17 protein-coding genes and 1 pseudogene are annotated in these 17,524 nt (G+C 70.2%); 8 read left to right on the top strand and 10 right to left on the bottom strand.

Going from position 1 to position 17,524, the window contains the following annotated elements:
* Positions 1-24: 24 nt before the first annotated feature.
* A complete protein-coding gene (locus ACZ44S_RS22145) occupies positions 25-522 on the bottom strand; it encodes a hypothetical protein (protein ID WP_466931591.1) in 498 nt (165 codons plus the stop codon).
* 334 nt (positions 523-856) lie between these two features.
* Here ACZ44S_RS22145 and ACZ44S_RS22140 point away from each other — a divergent pair, with 334 nt between their 5' ends.
* On the top strand, positions 857-1,519 hold the full coding sequence (locus ACZ44S_RS22140) for a class F sortase (protein WP_190162371.1): 663 nt from the start codon (positions 857-859) through the stop codon (positions 1,517-1,519).
* Positions 1,520-1,549: 30 nt separating this feature from the next.
* Here the strand turns inward: ACZ44S_RS22140 and ACZ44S_RS22135 are convergent, their stop codons facing one another.
* Positions 1,550-2,389, bottom strand: a complete 840-nt coding sequence (locus ACZ44S_RS22135) for a polysaccharide deacetylase family protein (protein WP_466931589.1) — start codon at positions 2,387-2,389, stop codon at positions 1,550-1,552.
* Between the two features lie 149 nt (positions 2,390-2,538).
* Here ACZ44S_RS22135 and ACZ44S_RS22130 point away from each other — a divergent pair, with 149 nt between their 5' ends.
* Together ACZ44S_RS22130 and ACZ44S_RS22125 are read left to right on the top strand one after the other, a co-directional pair.
* Positions 2,539-3,000, top strand: coding sequence for a universal stress protein (locus ACZ44S_RS22130; protein WP_466931587.1), 462 nt, complete (start codon positions 2,539-2,541; stop codon positions 2,998-3,000).
* A gap of 107 nt (positions 3,001-3,107) precedes the next feature.
* Positions 3,108-4,520 carry an amino acid permease gene (locus tag ACZ44S_RS22125; protein ID WP_466931585.1) on the top strand — a complete coding sequence of 471 codons (1,413 nt, stop codon included), beginning with the start codon at positions 3,108-3,110 and terminating at the stop codon, positions 4,518-4,520.
* Between the two features lie 16 nt (positions 4,521-4,536).
* Here ACZ44S_RS22125 and ACZ44S_RS22120 read toward each other — a convergent pair whose 3' ends face one another.
* Positions 4,537-5,352 carry an alpha/beta fold hydrolase gene (locus tag ACZ44S_RS22120; RefSeq protein WP_466931583.1) on the bottom strand — a complete coding sequence of 272 codons (816 nt, stop codon included), beginning with the start codon at positions 5,350-5,352 and terminating at the stop codon, positions 4,537-4,539.
* A gap of 58 nt (positions 5,353-5,410) precedes the next feature.
* Here ACZ44S_RS22120 and ACZ44S_RS22115 point away from each other — a divergent pair, with 58 nt between their 5' ends.
* Positions 5,411-5,884 (top strand): MarR family winged helix-turn-helix transcriptional regulator, encoded by a 474-nt coding sequence (locus ACZ44S_RS22115; RefSeq protein ID WP_466931581.1) that lies wholly within the window; start codon positions 5,411-5,413, stop codon positions 5,882-5,884.
* A gap of 9 nt (positions 5,885-5,893) precedes the next feature.
* On the opposite strand, the gene ACZ44S_RS22110 is transcribed toward ACZ44S_RS22115, so the two are convergent.
* Complete coding sequence (locus tag ACZ44S_RS22110) at positions 5,894-7,048, bottom strand: CapA family protein (RefSeq protein WP_466931579.1); 1,155 nt, start codon at positions 7,046-7,048, stop codon at positions 5,894-5,896.
* A 214-nt stretch (positions 7,049-7,262) separates the two neighbouring features.
* Between ACZ44S_RS22110 and ACZ44S_RS22105 the strand changes: the two genes are divergently transcribed.
* The 3 genes from ACZ44S_RS22105 (at position 7,263) to ACZ44S_RS22095 (ending at position 9,271) form a co-directional block, all read left to right on the top strand.
* Positions 7,263-7,808, top strand: coding sequence for a sigma-70 family RNA polymerase sigma factor (locus ACZ44S_RS22105; protein WP_190162364.1), 546 nt, complete (start codon positions 7,263-7,265; stop codon positions 7,806-7,808).
* A gap of 136 nt (positions 7,809-7,944) precedes the next feature.
* Positions 7,945-8,466, top strand: coding sequence for a hypothetical protein (locus ACZ44S_RS22100; RefSeq protein ID WP_466931577.1), 522 nt, complete (start codon positions 7,945-7,947; stop codon positions 8,464-8,466).
* Positions 8,467-8,617: 151 nt separating this feature from the next.
* Positions 8,618-9,271 (top strand): zf-HC2 domain-containing protein, encoded by a 654-nt coding sequence (locus ACZ44S_RS22095; protein WP_466931575.1) that lies wholly within the window; start codon positions 8,618-8,620, stop codon positions 9,269-9,271.
* Between the two features lie 18 nt (positions 9,272-9,289).
* On the opposite strand, the gene ACZ44S_RS22090 is transcribed toward ACZ44S_RS22095, so the two are convergent.
* Together ACZ44S_RS22090 and ACZ44S_RS22085 are read right to left on the bottom strand one after the other, a co-directional pair.
* Positions 9,290-10,153 carry an Fpg/Nei family DNA glycosylase gene (locus ACZ44S_RS22090; RefSeq protein ID WP_466931573.1) on the bottom strand — a complete coding sequence of 288 codons (864 nt, stop codon included), beginning with the start codon at positions 10,151-10,153 and terminating at the stop codon, positions 9,290-9,292.
* A gap of 31 nt (positions 10,154-10,184) precedes the next feature.
* Positions 10,185-12,281, bottom strand: a complete 2,097-nt coding sequence (locus ACZ44S_RS22085; RefSeq protein ID WP_466931571.1) for a SpoIIE family protein phosphatase — start codon at positions 12,279-12,281, stop codon at positions 10,185-10,187.
* Positions 12,282-12,426: 145 nt separating this feature from the next.
* Here ACZ44S_RS22085 and ACZ44S_RS22080 point away from each other — a divergent pair, with 145 nt between their 5' ends.
* Complete coding sequence (locus tag ACZ44S_RS22080) at positions 12,427-13,851, top strand: lipase maturation factor family protein (protein ID WP_466931889.1); 1,425 nt, start codon at positions 12,427-12,429, stop codon at positions 13,849-13,851.
* Between the two features lie 21 nt (positions 13,852-13,872).
* Here the strand turns inward: ACZ44S_RS22080 and ACZ44S_RS22075 are convergent.
* The 4 genes and pseudogenes from ACZ44S_RS22075 to ACZ44S_RS22060 form a co-directional block, all read right to left on the bottom strand.
* A pseudogene (locus ACZ44S_RS22075) lies at positions 13,873-14,316 on the bottom strand (aldo/keto reductase); the annotation flags it as partial.
* Positions 14,317-14,532: 216 nt separating this feature from the next.
* Positions 14,533-15,102 (bottom strand): VOC family protein, encoded by a 570-nt coding sequence (locus ACZ44S_RS22070; protein WP_466931570.1) that lies wholly within the window; start codon positions 15,100-15,102, stop codon positions 14,533-14,535.
* Positions 15,103-15,306: 204 nt separating this feature from the next.
* Positions 15,307-16,518, bottom strand: a complete 1,212-nt coding sequence (locus ACZ44S_RS22065; RefSeq protein WP_466931568.1) for an MFS transporter — start codon at positions 16,516-16,518, stop codon at positions 15,307-15,309.
* 44 nt (positions 16,519-16,562) lie between these two features.
* Positions 16,563-17,513: an EamA family transporter gene (locus tag ACZ44S_RS22060; protein WP_466931566.1), complete on the bottom strand. Its 951-nt coding sequence runs from the start codon at positions 17,511-17,513 to the stop codon at positions 16,563-16,565.
* Positions 17,514-17,524: the final 11 nt, after the last annotated feature.

The following is a 17,524-nucleotide window of genomic DNA, read 5'->3' as shown; positions in this document are numbered from 1 at the left end:
AACGGGACCGAGGGGGACAGCGGCTCAGATCCGCTTCTCGGCGCGGCGGCGCATCCAGAAGACACCGCTGCCGACGACCGCGGCGGTCACCAGCGCGCCGCCGATCGCCATGTCGGTCGGGGTGGCCCCGCTGGTGCTGCTGCCGCCAATTCCGCCGCGGACACCGCCGATGACGGTGAAGGCGGCCGGGCGGGTCAGGGTCCTGCCGGAGCAGTGGACCGTGATGTCGTAGGAACCGGCGCGCGCGTCGTTGTCGACGGTGGCGGTGCCCTTCGAGGTGTCGTTGGCGCCGTGGATGGGCGTCAGGTTGGTCCTCGGGAAGGCGTTGGAGGTCGCCGTGCCACCGTTGGGGCAGCCGTCGACCGTGATGGTCAGCTGGCCGCCGCGGGCGATGACGCTGGGCAGGGCGACGATGTTGGACGGGTGGGGAACCCGGCCGGAGTCCGCGACGGCCGCCGGGGCGGCGAGCCCGAGTACGGCGACCGCGGCGCCGGCGGCCGCCAGGGCACGTGAGTTACGCATGTGATCCTCCGCGGAAGACGCCCCGGGTCCCGTCCCCGGTCCGATCGGCGAGAAAGCGTCTCCCAGAAAGACCCTCAGTTGCCCTGCGCGGCCCCGCATTTCGGGAATGGTCCGTACCGGTGAGGGACGCCCCTCGGGGACCGCGCCGCCAGGGGATATCGCCGCAGGTCACGGACCGTCAGAAAATCTTCGTCGCCCCGCGCCCCGGATGGCGCACCTCCCCCGCCCGTGCCACCCGTTCGCCGCCGCCCCGTCGCCGGTTGCGCACGCTCCGCCTAGCGTTTTCGTCATGCGCGAGTGGTACGGCGACGGCCGTGTCGAGAGGGGAAGGCGAATGTCTGCTTTCGAGCCGGACGAAGCCGAATGGGAGGCGCGGCGGAGAAGACGTGCCCCGTGGGGCGTGATAGCGCTGGTTCTGCTGACCGGCCTCGCGCTCATTCGCAACGGCTCGGGGGAATTCGACGTGGGCCCGCCGCAGCCGGCCGGGGCGGCCGCCGCGGACAGCACCCCCGGCATCGTGGCCGAAGCGGTGCAGCCGCTCCCGCACGCGGTTCCCGACCGGGTACGGATCCCGGCGATCCAGGTGGACGCGCCGGTCATGCCGGTGGGGCTGGACGCGGAGGGCTGGGTCGACGCACCGCCGCCCCAGGACCCGAATCTCGCCGGCTGGTTCACCGGTGCCGTCTCTCCTGGTGAGAAGGGCACGGCGGTGGTCGTCGGCCATGTCGACAACGCGCAGGGACCGGCCGTGTTCTACGGGCTCGGGGCGCTGAAGAAGGGCAACCGGGTCGAGATCGCGCGGAGGGACGGCAGGACCGCCGTGTTCGAGATCTACGGCATCGAGGTCTTCGCGAAGAACGACTTCCCCGGCGACCGGGTCTACGCCTCCAAGGGGACCGCGGAGCTGCGGGTCATCACCTGCGGCGGCGGTTTCTCCCAGCAGAACGGCTACGACGGGAACGTCGTGGCCTTCGCCCGCCTGGCCGAGGTCCGCTGAGCGGTCCCCGCCCGGGCGGGCGGGGAGCGCTCAGAGGTACTGCCGCCTGGGCACGGTGACGTGATAGCCGGAGTCCAGCAGTTCGGGCAGATAGTCGCGCAGGGCCCGGACGCTCTGCGAGCGGTCGCCCCCGGCGTCGTGCGAGAGCACCACGACGCCGGGGGCGGCGCCGTGCTCGACCCGCTCGACGATGGTGTCGGTGCCCGGCGTGGTCCAGTCGAGGGTGTCGACCGTCCAGGCCATGGGTTCCATGCCGAGTTCGGCGCCGAGCTGGAAGGCGGCGCGGTTCCATGCACCGTAGGGTGCGCGGAACCACTCGGGGCGTTCGCCGTACGCCTTCTCGATGATGTCGCAGGTGCGTTCCATCTCGGCGCGGATCCGGCGGCGGCTGAGGCGGGTGAGCAGGGGGTGGGTCCAGGTGTGGTTGCCGACCACATGCCCCTCGTCGGCCATCCGGGCCAGCAGGTCCCGGTGCTCGGTGGCCATCTCGCCGCACACGAAGAACATCGCGCGCACGTCGTAGCGGGCCAGTGTGTCCAGGATGTGCGGGGTGTAGCGGGGGTCGGGCCCGTCGTCGAAGGTCAGCACCATGGTGCGACCGCGTCCGGACATCCGCAGCAGCGGTTCCTTGCGCACCGGCGTCCTGGTGGTGGTGCTGCGCGGCGGGCCGTAGCCGGTCAGGGGCCTCAGCCGGTACTCGGAAGGGCTGAGCGGACGGCGGGCGGCCTGGGCGCCGGCCGCGGGCGGCGCGGGAGGTGCGGCCCGGTGTGCGGCGCCCGGCGCGAGTGCCGCGGCGACACCTGCCGCGCCCAGGGTGGCGGCGCCGGTGAGCAACGCCCGCCGCCTGGTGAGCAACTGATCCTTCTGCATGACTCATCAGTCGCCCCACGAAGGGCCGACGCACCTCAGCGACACCGGTGCGGCGGCACGATTTCACCCGTTCGGCACAGTGCGGGGCGGTGGAACCGCATGGACGCCGGGGGGCGGCCCGGGCGACGGATTCCGCTAACCTCGCTGCCGTGACGGAACAGCAGGCCCCTCGGTTCGAGCGGGGTACGGACGGCCCCAAGGTGATCGTGGCGGGCGTGGACGGATCCGACTCCTCCCTGCGGGCGGCGGCGTACGCCTCCGGTCTGGCGCGGCGTCAGGGGGCGCTGCTCGCCATCGTGTACGTGCAGCCGGTGCCGGGGGCGGCCGCGGCGCTCGGCGCGCCGGTGACCGAAGCGACCGAGGAGATCGCCGAGGATCTGGTGGCGCAGATCCGGGAGGCGATGGAGCGGATCAAGCCGGACTCGGGCCTGCGCTGGGAGTTCCACACCTTCCGCGGCGATCCCTACAGCGGCCTGGTGAAGGCGTCGGACGACCTCAAGGCGGACGCGGTGGTCGTGGGGGCCTCCGAGCAGGCGGGCCACCGGATCGTCGGATCGGTCGCGGTACGGCTGGTGAAGGCGGGGCGCTGGCCGGTGACGGTGGTGCCGTAGTTCCGTAAAGGGGCGGCCGGGAAGCGCGTGGTGGCTTCCGCCGGCGATGTCGCGGCGGCATCATGATCGGCCGTCAGCCGTTTGCCGATCGTGAAGAGGTGAGGCGCGTGGCCGGGCTCCGCATGGGTGAGGGAATTCTCCGCCGCAAACCCATCGAACACATCGAGGCGACGGAGGTCGGGGAGGGCACGCGGCTGGAGCGCACCCTCGGTCTGTGGCAGCTCACCGCGATCGGCGTGGGCGGCATCATCGGCGCCGGCATCTTCACCCTCGCCGGTACGGTCGCCAACGGCACGGCGGGCCCCGCGGTGCTGCTCTCGTTCCTCATCGCCGGTGTCGCGAGCGCCGCCGCCGCGCTGTCGTACGCCGAGTTCGCGGGCCTGATCCCGAAGGCCGGCTCGGCCTACACCTACGGGTACGCGGTGCTCGGCGAACTCGCCGGCTGGTTCATCGGCTGGGATCTGCTGCTGGAGTACACGGCGATCGTGGCGGTGGTCGCGATCGGCATCTCCGGCTACTTCAGCTTCCTGATCGACGAGATGGGCGCCGATGTCCCGGCCTGGATGCTGGGCGCGCCCGGTACCGGTGACGGTCATCGCGTCGATCTGTTCGCGATGCTGCTGTGCCTGCTGATCGCCTTTCTGCTCAACCTCGGCATCAAGAACGCGGCCCGGTTCGAGACGGTGGTCGTGGTGCTGAAGGTGCTGGTCGTGCTGCTGGTGATCGCGGTGGGGGTGTTCCACATCGAGACGGCCAACTACAGCCCGTTCTTCCCGTTCGGGGTGGGCGGGGCGTTCACCGGTGCGGCCACGGTGTTCTTCGCGGTGTTCGGCTACGACGCGATGTCGACGGCGGCGGAGGAGTCCAAGGACGCGCAGCGGCACATGCCGAAGGCCATCATCCACTCGCTGATCATCTCGATGGTCCTGTACGTGGCGGCCTGTCTGGTACTGACGGGCATGCAGAACTACAAGGACATCGACCCGGAGAGCGGCTTCTCCACCGCCTTCAAGTCGGTGGGTCTGGGCGGGCTCGCGGACCTGATCGCGGTGGGCGCCATCATCGGCATCCTGACGGTGATGTTCACCTTCATGCTGGGTGTCACCCGGGTGTGGTTCGCCATGTCGCGCGACGGGCTGCTGCCCCGCTGGTTCGCCAGGACCCACCCGACCCGTCATGTGCCCACGCGGGTCACCTGGATCGTCGGGGTGGCGTCGGCCGCCATCGCCGGGTTCCTGCCGATCGGCGAGGCGGCCGAACTCACCAACATCGGGATCCTGCTGGCGTTCACGGTGGTGTGCACGGCCGTGATCGTGCTGCGCTACCGGCATCCGGAGCTGCCGCGCACCTTCCGTACGCCGTGGATGCCGGTGGTGCCGGCGGTGGGCGTGGTCTTCTCCATCTGGCTGATCACGTTCCTGCAGTGGCAGACCTGGGCCCGGTTCGCGGTCTGGTTCCTGGTGGGCCTGGTGATCTATTTCGGGTACTCCTACCGGCGGTCGGAGCTGGCGCGGCGATGACCCCGGCCGGGCGGGCTCACAGCGACGCGAGGAAGTCGGCGACGATGTCGTTGTAGGCGTCGGGGCGTTCCATGTTCGGGTAGTGGGCGGTGTTCTCGACCGTCGCCGAACGGCCGTCCGCGACGGTGCGCACGAGCCGGTCGGCCATGCGGAGGTGGTCGTCCGAGTCGAGTCCGCCGTGCACGGCGAGCACCGGGACGCCGATGCGGGCGATCCGCTCCCAGGTGCCGGTGACGGGCACCCGCAGGTCCGGCTCGCCGGCGGTGTGCTTGCCGACGGTGCCGAGCGCCATGGCGCGCTGCCGGTCCAGGATCCCGGGGTCGACGTCGTCCGTGGTCCGGTGGGGTCCGGGGACGAACCGCAGGAACGCCTGGAGCCAGGCCTCCACGTCCCCTGCGGCCAGCGCCGCACCCCAGTCGGTCAGGACGGAGGTGGTCCAGGGGTCCCGGAAGTCCGGTTCGCTGGTGCCGGCCCCGGAGACGATGAGCGCCCGTACGAGACGGGGGTGCTCCAGCGCGGTGTCGACCGCCGTGCCCGCGCCCATCGACAGGCCGGCCAGGACGGCGGAGCCGATGCCGAGGTGGTCCAGCAGAGCGGCGACGTCGTCGGCCGGGCGGAAGGGACGGGTGGCGTTGGCGGAGGTGCCGTGACCGCGGGCGTCGGGCGCGAGGACCCGGTGGGAGGCGGCGAGGGCGGGCACCTGGGCGTCCCACATCCGGTGGTCCAGGAAGCCGCCGTGCAGCAGCACCAGGGCGGGGCCGGGGCCGCCGGTGTCGCGGTAGGCGAGGTCGCCGTCGCCGGACGGGAAGAAGCGCAGCGCATCATCAGTCATGACAACCAGGGTGTCATTCTCTGAACAAACATGGTAACCGAGGTGTCATGATGAGACGGTGAACGACATGGAAGCACCTCTCCCGCCGGACGAACTCGGCCGTCGCCTCACCGAGGTGTACGACGCGGTCGGCCCTCTGTACCGGCGTGCGCAGCGCCTGGTGGAGCAGGGGCTGGCGCCGGAAGGGATCTCCGTCGGGGTACGGGCGGTGCTGACCCTGCTGCACCGCGGCGGGCCGATGACCGTGCCGCAGATGGGGCGCGCGCAGTCGATCAGCCGTCAGTTCGTGCAGCGGATGGTGAACGACGCGGCGGGCCGGGGCCTGGTGGAGAGCGTGCCCAACCCCGCCCACCGCCGGTCCTCGCTGATCCGGCTGACCGGTGAGGGGCGGTCGGTGATCACCGCCGTCCTGGACCGGGAGCACCGGATGCTCCGCGAGGTGGGCGGGGGTCTCACGGACACGGACGTGACGGCGTGTCTGCGTGTGCTCGGGGTCATGCTGACGGCCCTCGAGCACGTGGACGTCGACTGACGCCCCGGCCTACTCCCCCATCACCAGGCCGTCCTGCGCCGCGCCGCGGCTCAGCACCACGTCCCGGATCCGGTCACGCACCGACTGCACCTCGGCGCCCCGGGCGAGTGCCCGGTTGAGGTTGACGGTCCGTCCGGCGTCCACGTCGAAGAGCTGCGGGACGAACTCCGCCCGGGTGACCTCCCAGCGCCCGCCGGGGCGCTTCGGCGGGGCGAAGGTGAAGCGGCCCAGGGTGGACTGGTTGCCGCGCGGGTCCTGGACGCCGTCATGGTTGGTCATCTCCCCGGCGATCTGGTCACCCATGCCGTAGATGACCCAGGTGCCGTTGACCTTCTCGTAGGCCTGCGGGACGTGGGCGTGGGTGCCCAGGATGAGATCGACGTCGGGGCGGCCGCCCGTGTTCGACGCGGTGAGCGAGCGGGCCAGCTCCGTCTGCCGCCGATCGGGGGCCTCCTGCCATTCGGTACCCCAGTGCAGGGAGACCACGACGACATCGGCTCCGGCCTCCCGGGCGGCCCGCGCGTCGGTGATGATCCGCGCCTCGTCGACGAGGTTGACGGCCCACGGCTGGTCCGGCGGCAGCGGAAGGCCGTTGGTGTCGTAGGTGTAGGCGAGGTGGGCGACGCGCGCAGCACCCGCGCGCAGCACGGTCGCCGTACGGGCCTCCCGCTCGCTGCGCGCCGACCCCGCGTGGCGTACACCGGCCCGGTCGAGGGCGTCCAGCGTGCGGCGGATGCCGTCCGCGCCGTCGTCGAGGGTGTGGTTGGAGGCGGTGGAGCAGCCGTCGTAGCCGGTCGCGGCCAGGCCCCGGGCCACTTCGGGCGGGGACTTGAAGAGGGGGTATCCGGTGTAGTCGCCGTCGGCCCCGTAGACGGTCTCCATGTGGCACAGGGCCACGTCCGCGGGGGCGACCACGGAACGGATGCCGGAGAGCATGGGCCGGAAGTCGTGGCCCGTCCCGCCGGCGTCGAACCGGGCGCGTTCGATGATCGAGGCGTGGGGCAGCACATCGCCGGAGGCGACCAGGGTGAAACCGCGCTGCCCCGTGGCGGAGGGGGCCGGACGCCCCGGTTCCGGTGGTCGGTGGTCGCGGGCCTGGCAGGCGGCGCCCGCGGTGAGGACGACGGTCAGGGCCAGGGCCACCTGCCGACTGCGTGTGATCATCACTTCACCCCGCGCGGTAGTCGTATTTATGGATAAACAGGTAAGAAGCCGCATCTGGCCCTGAGGCGTTGCGACACGCTCTTTAGGCCGTCCGGCGTGCACGAACGGCCTCCTCGACCGTTCGTCGAACCGTTCGTCGACGCGATCGACCGTCCGCCGCACGCTCCTGTGCACGCCCTGTCCCCCGGGGGACGCCGTGCGCTGCCATACGGCCATGACGGCCGGAATCACACTCACGAACGGGACGACCGCCGAGCACGAGCTCGCCGCACTGCAGCGCGAGCACGGCCGGCCTCTCTTCGCGCTGCTGCTCCGGCTCTGCGACGGGGACCGGCAGCGCGCGGAGGACCTGGTCCAGGAGACGCTGGTACGCGCCTGGCAGCACCCCGAGGCCCTGCGCGCCGAGGACTTCGACTCGGTGCGGCCCTGGCTGCTCACCGTCGGCCGGCGACTCGCGATCGACGCGCGCCGGGCCCGCCAGGCCCGCCCGCCCGAGGTCGGGGACGCCGTGCTGGAGAACGCGCGGGTGATCTCCGATCACGCCGAGCGGGCCGCGGCGACGCTCGATGTCCGCGAGGCTGTGAAGACACTCACTCCGGAGCACCGTGAAGTTCTGGTGCTGGTGTATTTCCAGGGGGCGAGTGTTGCGGAAGCCGCGGCGGCCCTCGGAATTCCGCCCGGTACCGTGAAGTCCCGCGCGTATTACGCGCTGCGCGCCCTGCGCCGGGTGCTTCCCGGATACGCCTCCGACATGCGGTGAAACCGACCGTCGAGTCAAACCTCCGTAAAGCGCCTTGCCGATGACCCCGGTTGAGTAATCGGCTGTCCTCATCCGTGTTCCGGACCGGGGGCCCGGGTTCGGGCGACGCGCACGCACCGGAGGAAGGCAGGAAGGGATGCTGCACAGAGGTCGAGAGAACACGGACGGCACCGGAGACGGTGAACTGACCGTCCCCATGGCCTGGTTGTACGCCGAGTACATCGCCGACGAGCTGCTGCGCAGTGGCGATCTCATGCCGCCGACGTCCTTCGAGTTCCGGGCCGGCCGGGACGCGCTGGCGCTGACCGTCTTCCTGTCCGACACCGACGGCGAGCTGTCCGGCATCCGGGTGGTCACCCAGCTGGAGACCTGGCTGTCGCTGACCGCCTACGACCAGCCGTGGCAGGAGTGGGTGCAGGGGCGGCTGGCCGACCTGTCCGCGAGTGCCGCCGCGTCCGGCCCCTCCACGCCCGATCCGGACCTGGAACTGGCCCGGGAGGCATGGCGCTGGCTGCGCGAGACGGAGCTGCTCGCGCCCGATCTCAACGCCGTGCCCGGCGGCGGCGCGGTGGCCGGTGAGGACGAGGGACCCAAGGTGTGGACGCCGGCCTGGCAGCTCGGGCTGCCGCTCGGCCACCTCGCGATCCACCTTTTCTAGGTTCCTGGGAAATCCGACCAATCCGCGGGCCGGAGGGCTCCGAATCCTTTGGTCACGATTCGGCATGCGACTTGAGTGATTCGGTCGGCTGGTGCGTACCGGTGGGAGCAAGGAGTAACCCCACCCGCACCCAACGGCACGAGGATTCGGCATGAGGTCCCTGGAGAGGCATCGCGACGTCGGCGCCTACGCGCTCGGCGTGCTGGACGAGGCGGAGGCGTTCCGCTTCGAGGACCACCTCATGGAGTGCCCGAGCTGCGCTGTCCAGGTGACCGAATTCGGCCCTGCCGCACGGCAGCTGATGTTGTACCGGAGCGCCACCCCGCGGCTGGTGAACCCGCTGGCCAAGCCCGGCCCGAGGATGCTGGACCGGCTGCTGTCCCAGGTCGCGTCCCGCAGGCGCGCAGGTCGTCGCCGGATGCTGCTCGCACTGGCCGCCTCGGTGGTCCTGGCGGTGTCCGCGCCGGCGATCGCGGTGCTGACGGAGGACGGCGGTGACGGATCGGTGAGCATCGCGGCGACCGACGAACGGTCCGGGGTGTGGGCGGAGGTGACCACGCAGGAGAGGCCTTGGGGCAGCCTCCTGGAGCTGAAGGTCAAGGACGGCGCGGGTCCGCGCGCCTGCCATCTGGTGGTGGTCGGCCGGGACGGTTCCGAGGAGATGGTGACCAGTTGGAACGTGCCGCGTCACGACGCGCGCCCCAACACGATGCCGGGCGGCTCCGCCATGCACCCCGAGGAGATCGCCCGCTACGAGGTGCGGACGTCGGACGGCGAGCACCTGGTCACGCTGAAACCCCGCTGACCGTTCCGGCCCGGCCGTTCATTTCAGCAGGCGGGAGAGCCTGCGGTCGGCCAGCGGCTTGCCACCGGTCTGGCAGGTCGGGCAGTACTGCAGCGAGGAGTCGCTGAAGGAGACCTCGCGGATGGTGTCCCCGCACACCTGGCACGCCTCACCGGTACGCCCGTGGACCCGCAGACCGCTCTTCTTCTCGGCCTTCAGCCGTCCGGCCGCGATCCCGCGCGAGCGCTCCACCGCCTCGGCGAGGGTGGTGCGCAGGGCCGCGTACAGACGGGAGGTCTCCTCCGGCGTGAGGGAGCCGGCCGGTTTGTACGGGGACATGCGGGCCGCGTGCAGGATCTCGTCGCTGTAGGCGTTGCCGACACCCGCGATCAGGCTCTGGTCCCGCAGCGCGCCCTTGATCCGGCGGCGTTCACCGGACAGCAGGTCCGCCAGACGCCGCTCGTCGAAGTCGTGGGCCAGCGGGTCCGGGCCCAGCCGGGCGATGCCCGGGACCTCCCCGGGGTCGGTCACGACGTACACCGCGAGCCGCTTCTGGGTGCCGGCCTCCGTCAGGTCGAAGCCGGCACCGGTCTCCAGCGCGACGCGCAGCGCGAGGGGCCCCTTGCCGGGGCGGGGCGGCCCGCTCGGCAGGCTGTCCTTCCAGTGCAGCCAGCCCGCGCGGGCCAGATGGGTGACGAAGTACGGCCCGCCGCCGGTCTCCAGGGCGAGGAACTTGCCGTACCGGTGCACGGCGGTGACCTCGCGGCCCTCGACGGCCGTGAGCGGCGGGTCGTAGGTCTTCAGCACGCTGATCGCCACGGGCAGCACCCGGACGATCTCATGACCGGCCAGGTGCTCGGAGAGGAAGTCCTTGAGCGCCTCGACCTCGGGGAGTTCCGGCATACGTCAAGAGTGCCACCGGCGGCCGCCGGGATCAGGCGGGATCGGCGCCCTTGCCGACCACGAACTCGCTCCACACGCATTTGCCGCCGCCCCGCGCCTCCACTCCCCAGACGTCGGTGAGCATCTCGACCAGGAGCAGGCCCCGGCCGGAGACGCCCGACTCCCCCGCCTCGCGACGGCGCGGCAGGGCGCTGGAGGAGTCCTCGACCTCCACGCGCACCCTCCGGTCGGTGCCGGTGAGGACCCTGAGGGTGACGACCGCGGTGCCCTCGGTGTGCATCAGGACATTGGTGATCATCTCGTCGGTGACCAGTTCGATCTCGTCGGCCCGTTCCCGGGCGCCCCAGGCGCTCGCCGCCGCGCGGATCATGCGCCGGGTCTCGGAGAGCGCCCTCGGGTCGCCGGGCGGCACGTGCTGCTTGAGCCGGCCACCGGAGCGAGGGCTGTCCAGGGCACGGCGGCGCAGCAGGAGCAGCGCCACGTCGTCCTCGCCGCCGCGTTCGTCGGCGACGTCGATGAGCCGGTCGGCGAGGTCGCGCACGTCGTCGGGGCCGACAGTGATCAGGGCGGACAGGGTCCGCATGCCGTCGTCGAGGTCGGCGCCCGGCTGTTCGACGAGGCCGTCGGTGCACAGCAGCAGGGTGTCGCCCGCGTCGAGCTCTATGGTGCCGACCGGGTAGTCGAGCCCGCCGAACTCCGCCGACAGGCCGAGCGGCAGCCCGCCGGGGACGGTGAGGCGGTGGCAGGAGCCGTCGGTGCGGCGTACCAGCGGATCGATGTGCCCGGCCCGCACCACCTGCACCACGCCCGTGGACAGGTCGGCCTCGGCGTAGAGGCAGGTCGCGGAGCGGTCGGTGTCGAGCTCGTCGAGGAAGACGGAGGCACGGGCCACCACCGTGCTCGGCGGATGGCCCTCCGCGGCGTAGGCGCGCAGCACGATGCGCAGCTGGCCCATGACGGCGGCGGCGTGCGTGTCGTGGCCCTGGACGTCGCCGATGACGGCACCGACCTTGCCGCCGGGCAGCGGGATCAGGTCGTACCAGTCGCCGCCGATGTCCCGGCCGAAGCTGCCGCCGACGGAGGCGGCCCGGTAGCGCACGGCGAGGTCGGCGCCCGGCACGCTGGGGATGGTGCGCGGCAGCATGGCCTGCTGCAGGCTCTGGGCGAGGTCCATCTCCTGCTCGTAGAACATCGCGCGTTGGAGGCTCTGCGCGATGCTGCTGCCCAGGGCGACCAGGATGTTGCGCTCCTCTGCGGAGAAGCCGCGCCGGTCGCTGTAGAGCAGTCCCATGGCTCCGATGGGGCGGGCCTGGACGATGAGCGGCAGATAGGCGGCCGAGGAGATGTTCAGGCCGGTGATGCCCTGCCAGAGCTTCGGGTAGCGCTCGGCGAACTCCTCGGGTGACTCGATGAAACACGGTCCGAGGGTGCGTACCGCCTCGCTCATCGGGTAGGGCTCGTCGATCCGGGTGATCCGGGTGCCCTCGACGAAGCTGCCGTCGGGTCCCTCGGCGATGAGCCGGATCCGTCCCGCCTCGACCAGCCCCATCACGAGGCTGGTCGCACCCAGATGGGTGAGTCCGTGGGTGTCCTTGAGGGCGTCGATGACCTCCCGCACGGTACGGGCGTGGGCGAGGGCCGCGGTGGTGAGCTGGACGATGTTGGTCTGCCGGCGACGGGCGTCCGCCTGCTCGGCCTCGGCGCGCCGGGCCTCCGTGTCGCTGAGCTCCTGGGTGGCGTCCCGGACGATGCCGATGATGCGGCGGGGCCGGCCCGTCCCGTCCCGGCGGATGTAGCCCTGGGTGTGCGTCCAGCGCAGTGAGCCGTCGCGGCAACGGATGCGGAAGTAGGCGCCGTAGTTCTCGCTCCCGTCCTTCAGCGCCTGCGAGACGACCGCGTCCAGCCGCCGCGCCTCCCCGGGCGGCACCCGCTTCGACAGGCTCTCGGGGCGGTCGTCGTATTCGTCCGGGCGCATGTCGAAGATCTCGTGCGCCTGGGCGTCCATCTGCATCACCCCGGAGTCCAGGTCCCAGTCGAAGCTGCCCATCTGGTTGAGCACCAGGATCGGATCCGGGTGGGCCGGCCAGTCGTCCGGGAGTGACAGGGGGCTCGCTCCCCGATCAGACATGGGGCCACCTTGCCAGGATTCCGGCGATTCTTCGACCGCTGGAGGCGTTCCGGGCGCGTCTCGCACCTGGGTTGCTCACGCCACCCGGTGGTATACGGAGAGTCACAGAGGTTCGGGTGTGACGAGGCGGAGGGAGCGGGTGGCCGTGGAGTGGTTCACCGCGTCCGAGTACTGGCTCGGCCGGCTGGTCTTCCAGCGGGCGCTGGCCGGGCTGTACCTCGTCGCGTTTCTGACGGCGGCACTGCAGTTCCGGGCGCTGATCGGGGAGCGGGGCATGCTGCCGGTGCCGCGTTTCGTGGAGCGGGTGCCGTTCAGGAGGTCGCCGAGCCTGTTCCAGCTGTACTACTCGGACCGGTTCTTCGCGGGGTGCGCCTGGGCGGGGTGCGCGGTGTCGGCGGCGCTGCTCGCGGGCCTTGACTCACTGCTTCCGCTGTGGGCCGGAATGCTGCTGTGGCTGGTGCCGTGGGTGCTGTATCTGTCGGTCGTCAACGTCGGGCAGACCTGGTATTCGTTCGGCTGGGAGTCACTGCTGCTGGAGGTCGGGTTCCTCGCCGTGTTCCTCGGCAACGACGAGGTGGCACCGCCCGTCGTGGTGCTGTTCCTGCTGCGGTGGGTCCTGTTCCGGGTGGAGTTCGGCGCGGGTCTGATCAAGATGCGCGGCGACGAGTGCTGGCGGAAGCTGACCTGTCTTGACCACCACCACGAGACGCAGCCGATGCCGGGTCCGCTGAGCTGGTTCTTCCATCATCTGCCGAAGCCGTTGCACCGGGTCGAGGTGGCGGCGAACCACGTCACTCAGTTGGTGGTGCCGTTCCTGCTGTTCGCCCCGCAGCCGGTCGCCACTGCCGCGGCCGCCCTGATGATCGTCACCCAGCTGTGGCTGGTGCTGTCCGGCAACTTCGCATGGCTGAACTGGATCACGATCGTGCTGGCCCTGCCGGTGATCGCGTTCCCCGCCGACGCGCCCGCGGTGTCCGACGCGCCGCTGTGGTACGTGGTGGTCGTGCTCGCGGTGTCCGCGCTGCTGCTCGGCCTGAGCCATCAGCCCGTCCGCAACATGATCTCGCGCCGGCAGGTGATGAACCGCTCGTTCGACCCGCTGCACCTGGTCAACACCTACGGCGCGTTCGGCAGCGTCGGCCGGATCCGCTACGAAGTGGTCCTGGAGGGCACGGCGGACGAGGTGCCCCGCAAGGACTCCGACTGGCGGGAGTACGAGTTCAAGGGCAAGCCGGGTGACCCGCGGCGCTGGCCGCGCCAGTTCGCGCCGTACCATCTGCGACTCGACTGGCTGATGTGGTTCGCGGCGCTGTCGCCCGCGTACGCCGGCCCGTGGTTCGGGGCGCTGGTGGAGCGCCTGCTGGAGAACGACCGGGACACGCTGAGGCTGCTGCGCCGCTCCCCGTTCCCCGCGGACGCGCCGCCCCGGCACATCCGCGCCCGCCTCTTCCGCTACCGCTACACGACCTGGCGGGAGCTGCGGGAGACGGGCGCGTGCTGGGAGCGGACGTATGTGCGAGAGTTCCTGCCGCCGACCCGGCTGACGGGGGCGGCGGCCGAGCGGCCGTAGACACGGGCGGCCGGGGGCCGGTCATGGCCGCTCCCCCTCGTACGGCAGCAGCCCGGTGGCGTGCAGTTCCTGCCAGAGGGCGGCGGGCACCGGGGTGGTGAACTGATCGGCGCAGTCGTGCACCTCGGCGGCCGAGCGGGCGCCGACCAGAACGCTCGCGACCGCGCGGTGGGAGGCGCAGAAGGCCAGCGCGGCGGCGCGCAGGGTGGTGCCGTGGCGCTCGGCCGCCGCTTGTACGCGCAGGGCGCGGTCCACCAGGCCGGCGGGGGCCCGTGCGTAGTCGTACGTCGCGCCGGGCCTCGGGTCCGCGAGGAGCCCGGAGTTGAAGGCGCCGCCGATGACGACCGACCGGCCGCGCTCGAGGGCGGCCGGCAGCAGGTCGGTCAGGGCGCTGTGGTCGAGCAGGGTGTGACGGCCGGCACACAGGACGACGTCGACGTCGGTGTCGCGGACGAATTCTCTGTCAAGTTCAGCGTGTTGAGCTGAGGCGGTCTCTCCAGCAGCCAGACAATCGACGGTGCGCTGGACGTGTCGAAGGACGTTGACGGACTCTGCGAGTGCCGAGGCAATCACCGTCCACAACCGCAACTCGCGGGCCGGCTCGGCGGGCACCCCGGGCGCTGGCCCGCGACATCTGCCAGCAGGGTTCGGGCCTCCGCCATCGCCGCCAGGGGCACGGGGTCAGGGCCGCCCACGGGGAGCAGGTCCGCAAGCAACGTGGCGAGCCGACATCCGTTCTCCCGCACGAAGGCTTCCGCACCCTCCGCGAAAGCCCCACGGATGTGCAGTGGGGTGAGTTCCCCGTCCCCCGCCGAGGCGATGACCAGGATGCTGGTGATCCGGTGCTCCAGCGCGGTCGGAGTCCACTGGCCGGAGGCCAGATCCTAGTGCTGTGACCACATAGGTCCGCCGGGTTGGGCAGGATGCGAGCACCGCCGCTTCGAAGGGAGGTACGACAAGACGAGCGTCGTTCACCGTCGCCACTTCCGCGTGGTGATCGACGTTGTCGACTGCCAAGTAGTAGGCGATGTGGGCGGGTGTTCCCGGTGGGTAGACCGGGTTCGCCAGGTCGCTCACGCTGCCGATCATGTGGCCATCGATGGTTATCTTGGTGGCCTTTCGCCAGTCCTTCTCGTCCACCGCGAAGTGCCAGCCCAGCGTCTTCGAGAAGAAGGTGGCGGTGCCAGCCAAGTCACGGGTTTCGAGGTCCATCCAGCAGAACTCGTTCAATGAACCCAGACGCGTCGTCATCCTGTGCTCCTTGTCGTCTCGATGCTGGGTATCGGGTGCTCAGACGACTCCGCAAGAGATATCGGCTGCGCTGCGTAGCCGGGCCGACGGCAACCCGGTTCCCGCCGCACCGCGAAACCGGCGAAGCCATGCGGTCACAGCACTAGCCGAGGTCGTGTACCCGTTCGCTCAGAAGACTGCTGTCCGGCATGGTGCTCCAAGCGATCATGCGGAGACCGCGCTCGCGGCCTTCCGGCCGGTGCCGAGCCTGAGGAGTAGCGAAGCCCCGGTCAGCGCCACACCGAACCACACGACACTGGTGACACCCATATTGTCGGCGAACAGTCCGCCCAGAAGCGCTCCCAGCGCGATAGACGTGTTGTACGCCATGGTATTGAGCGACATCGCGGCTTCGAAGGTCTCGGGCGCGGCGGCGAGAGTCATGTTGACCTGGCTCAGCTGCACGGCGCCGAAGGACAGCCCCCAGAGGATCAGCGCGACGATCACGCCCGCCTTCCCGTCGCCGATCGTGAGCAGCAACAGCAGGGCCGCGATGAGTCCCATGCCACCGACGATGAAGGTGCCGCGCAGGCTCTTGTTCACCGTGTAGCCGGCGACGAAGTTCCCGACGGCACCTCCGATACCGAAGATGATCAGCACGACGGTGATGAAGGCGGCTGTGGCCGATGCACTGTCTTCCAGGAAGGGCCGCACGAAGGTGTACGCCCCGAAATGGCCAAGCACGAAGAAGACGACGATGAACAGCACCGTACGCAGCTGCACGTTCTTGAGCGGGAGTTCGAAGACTTCCCGGACCGAAACCGTGTTCGCTGACGGAAGCGACGGGATAGTGGCAGCGACCGCGAGGAACACCAGCACGCTGAGGCCGGCCCAGATGACGAACGTGGTACGCCAGTTGGTGTAGCTCTCGATGATGGTGCCCAGCGGGATGCCCACCACGGTGGCGATCGAGATGCCAGACATCACGACCGCGGCCGCCTTGCTCGCCTGCCGCTCCGGAACGATACGCATGGCCATGCTCACACCGATCGCCCAGAACACACCGCTGGCGAATCCCATGATGAGACGCGTTGTCAGGATCAGCGGGTAGTTCGGCGAGATGGCGGTGATGAGGTTACCCAGGGCCAAGATCGCCAGCAGTGTGGACAGCAGCATGCGCCGGTTGACACGCCTGGTCCAGGCCACGATGAAGGGTACGCCCAACCCCGCCGCGACACCCTGCGCCGTGACCATCAGCCCGGCGACACCCACGGAGATGTCCAGGCTGTTGCTCAGCGGGGTGAGCAGGCCGACGGGCATCAGCTCAGTGGTGAGGAAGACGAACAGACTGGCCGTGATGGCAGCGACACCGAGCCATGCCCGTAATGCCGAAGGCGGGCGTTCTTCCTGAGGAATCATTTCCTGCTGTGTGACCATTTCGTCGCTCCGAAAGATTCAGGCTGTAAGGCTTACGGACTTCTCTAAAGCTCTTCCGGATCAATGCACCGACTTGGCCCGGGTACCGCTGGTCTCGTCGCGGTGAAGAGGCTCATGGGGCCGGACTCTTGCGGCCTGGCCGGCCGGGGTTGCGCTAGCAGCATGGCCGTGAGAATCGATACGACACCCGTCAGCTGCAGAATCGACAACGTCTCGTGGAGAAACACGTATCCGAGAATGGTCGCGACGATCGGGCTGCCCAAGGCGAGGAAGGAGACCGCCAGCGCCGGCAATCTCTCTATCCCGCGAAACCAGATCATGTAACTGATGACGGCGCCGAGGGAGACGAGATAGGCGAACCCAAGGATGTTGGTTCCCGTGATACTGGACGGCAGTCCTTCGATGGCCAGCGTGAATGGAAGCAAGGCCAGTCCACCCACGGTGAGTTGCCAGCCGGTGAAAGGAAGCAGCCCCACCCCGTCCGGGCGTCCCCACCGCTTAGTCAGCGTGATGCCGGTGGCCATGCACATCGCGCCGCCCAGCGCCGCCACCACACCGACGTAGTCGAGTTCCACCGTTCCCCTGAACACGAGCAACACGACACCGACCACGCCGAGGACACAGGCCACCACATGGGAAAACCGGATTCTGTCGCCGATGAACAGCGCCGCCAGGACGAGTACGAACATCGGCTGCGCCGACATGATCACCGCCGCGATACCACCGGGAAGCCGATAGGCCGCGACAAACAGCAGGAAGTTGAACGCGCCGATGTTCAGCGTTCCGAGCACCAGGGTGCGCCACAGCCAGACCCCGGTCGGCAACGTGCGGGCGAGGGCCAGCAGAAACAGGCCCCCTGGAAGCGCCCGCACGGTGGTGGCCAACAGGGGACGGTCCGGCGGCAGCGACTCGGTTGTCACCAGATAGGTGCTGCCCCAGACCGCCGGCGCCAGTGCTGTCACACCAGCGGTGAGGAGTTGCCGCCCGCTCTTCATGTCGCGCCGCC

The sequence above is a fragment of the Streptomyces malachitofuscus genome, from assembly GCF_055571035.1.
Note: the sequence above shows the minus strand (reverse complement) of the source record. Positions and strands in the feature narration are given on the sequence as shown.

Coding starts and splice junctions, on each gene's coding strand:
- ACZ44S_RS22070 (WP_466931570.1), bottom strand. CDS start 15,102: ATGACGACGCGTCTGGGTTCATTGAACGAGTTCTGCTGGATGGACCTC.
- ACZ44S_RS22120 (WP_466931583.1), bottom strand. CDS start 5,352: ATGACTGATGATGCGCTGCGCTTCTTCCCGTCCGGCGACGGCGACCTC.
- ACZ44S_RS22135 (WP_466931589.1), bottom strand. CDS start 2,389: ATGCAGAAGGATCAGTTGCTCACCAGGCGGCGGGCGTTGCTCACCGGC.
- ACZ44S_RS22145 (WP_466931591.1), bottom strand. CDS start 522: ATGCGTAACTCACGTGCCCTGGCGGCCGCCGGCGCCGCGGTCGCCGTA.
- ACZ44S_RS22090 (WP_466931573.1), bottom strand. CDS start 10,153: ATGCCGGAACTCCCCGAGGTCGAGGCGCTCAAGGACTTCCTCTCCGAG.
- ACZ44S_RS22105 (WP_190162364.1), top strand. CDS start 7,263: ATGACGGCCGGAATCACACTCACGAACGGGACGACCGCCGAGCACGAG.
- ACZ44S_RS22110 (WP_466931579.1), bottom strand. CDS start 7,048: ATGATCACACGCAGTCGGCAGGTGGCCCTGGCCCTGACCGTCGTCCTC.
- ACZ44S_RS22100 (WP_466931577.1), top strand. CDS start 7,945: ATGCTGCACAGAGGTCGAGAGAACACGGACGGCACCGGAGACGGTGAA.
- ACZ44S_RS22085 (WP_466931571.1), bottom strand. CDS start 12,281: ATGTCTGATCGGGGAGCGAGCCCCCTGTCACTCCCGGACGACTGGCCG.
- ACZ44S_RS22065 (WP_466931568.1), bottom strand. CDS start 16,518: ATGGTCACACAGCAGGAAATGATTCCTCAGGAAGAACGCCCGCCTTCG.
- ACZ44S_RS22095 (WP_466931575.1), top strand. CDS start 8,618: ATGAGGTCCCTGGAGAGGCATCGCGACGTCGGCGCCTACGCGCTCGGC.
- ACZ44S_RS22140 (WP_190162371.1), top strand. CDS start 857: ATGTCTGCTTTCGAGCCGGACGAAGCCGAATGGGAGGCGCGGCGGAGA.
- ACZ44S_RS22060 (WP_466931566.1), bottom strand. CDS start 17,513: ATGAAGAGCGGGCGGCAACTCCTCACCGCTGGTGTGACAGCACTGGCG.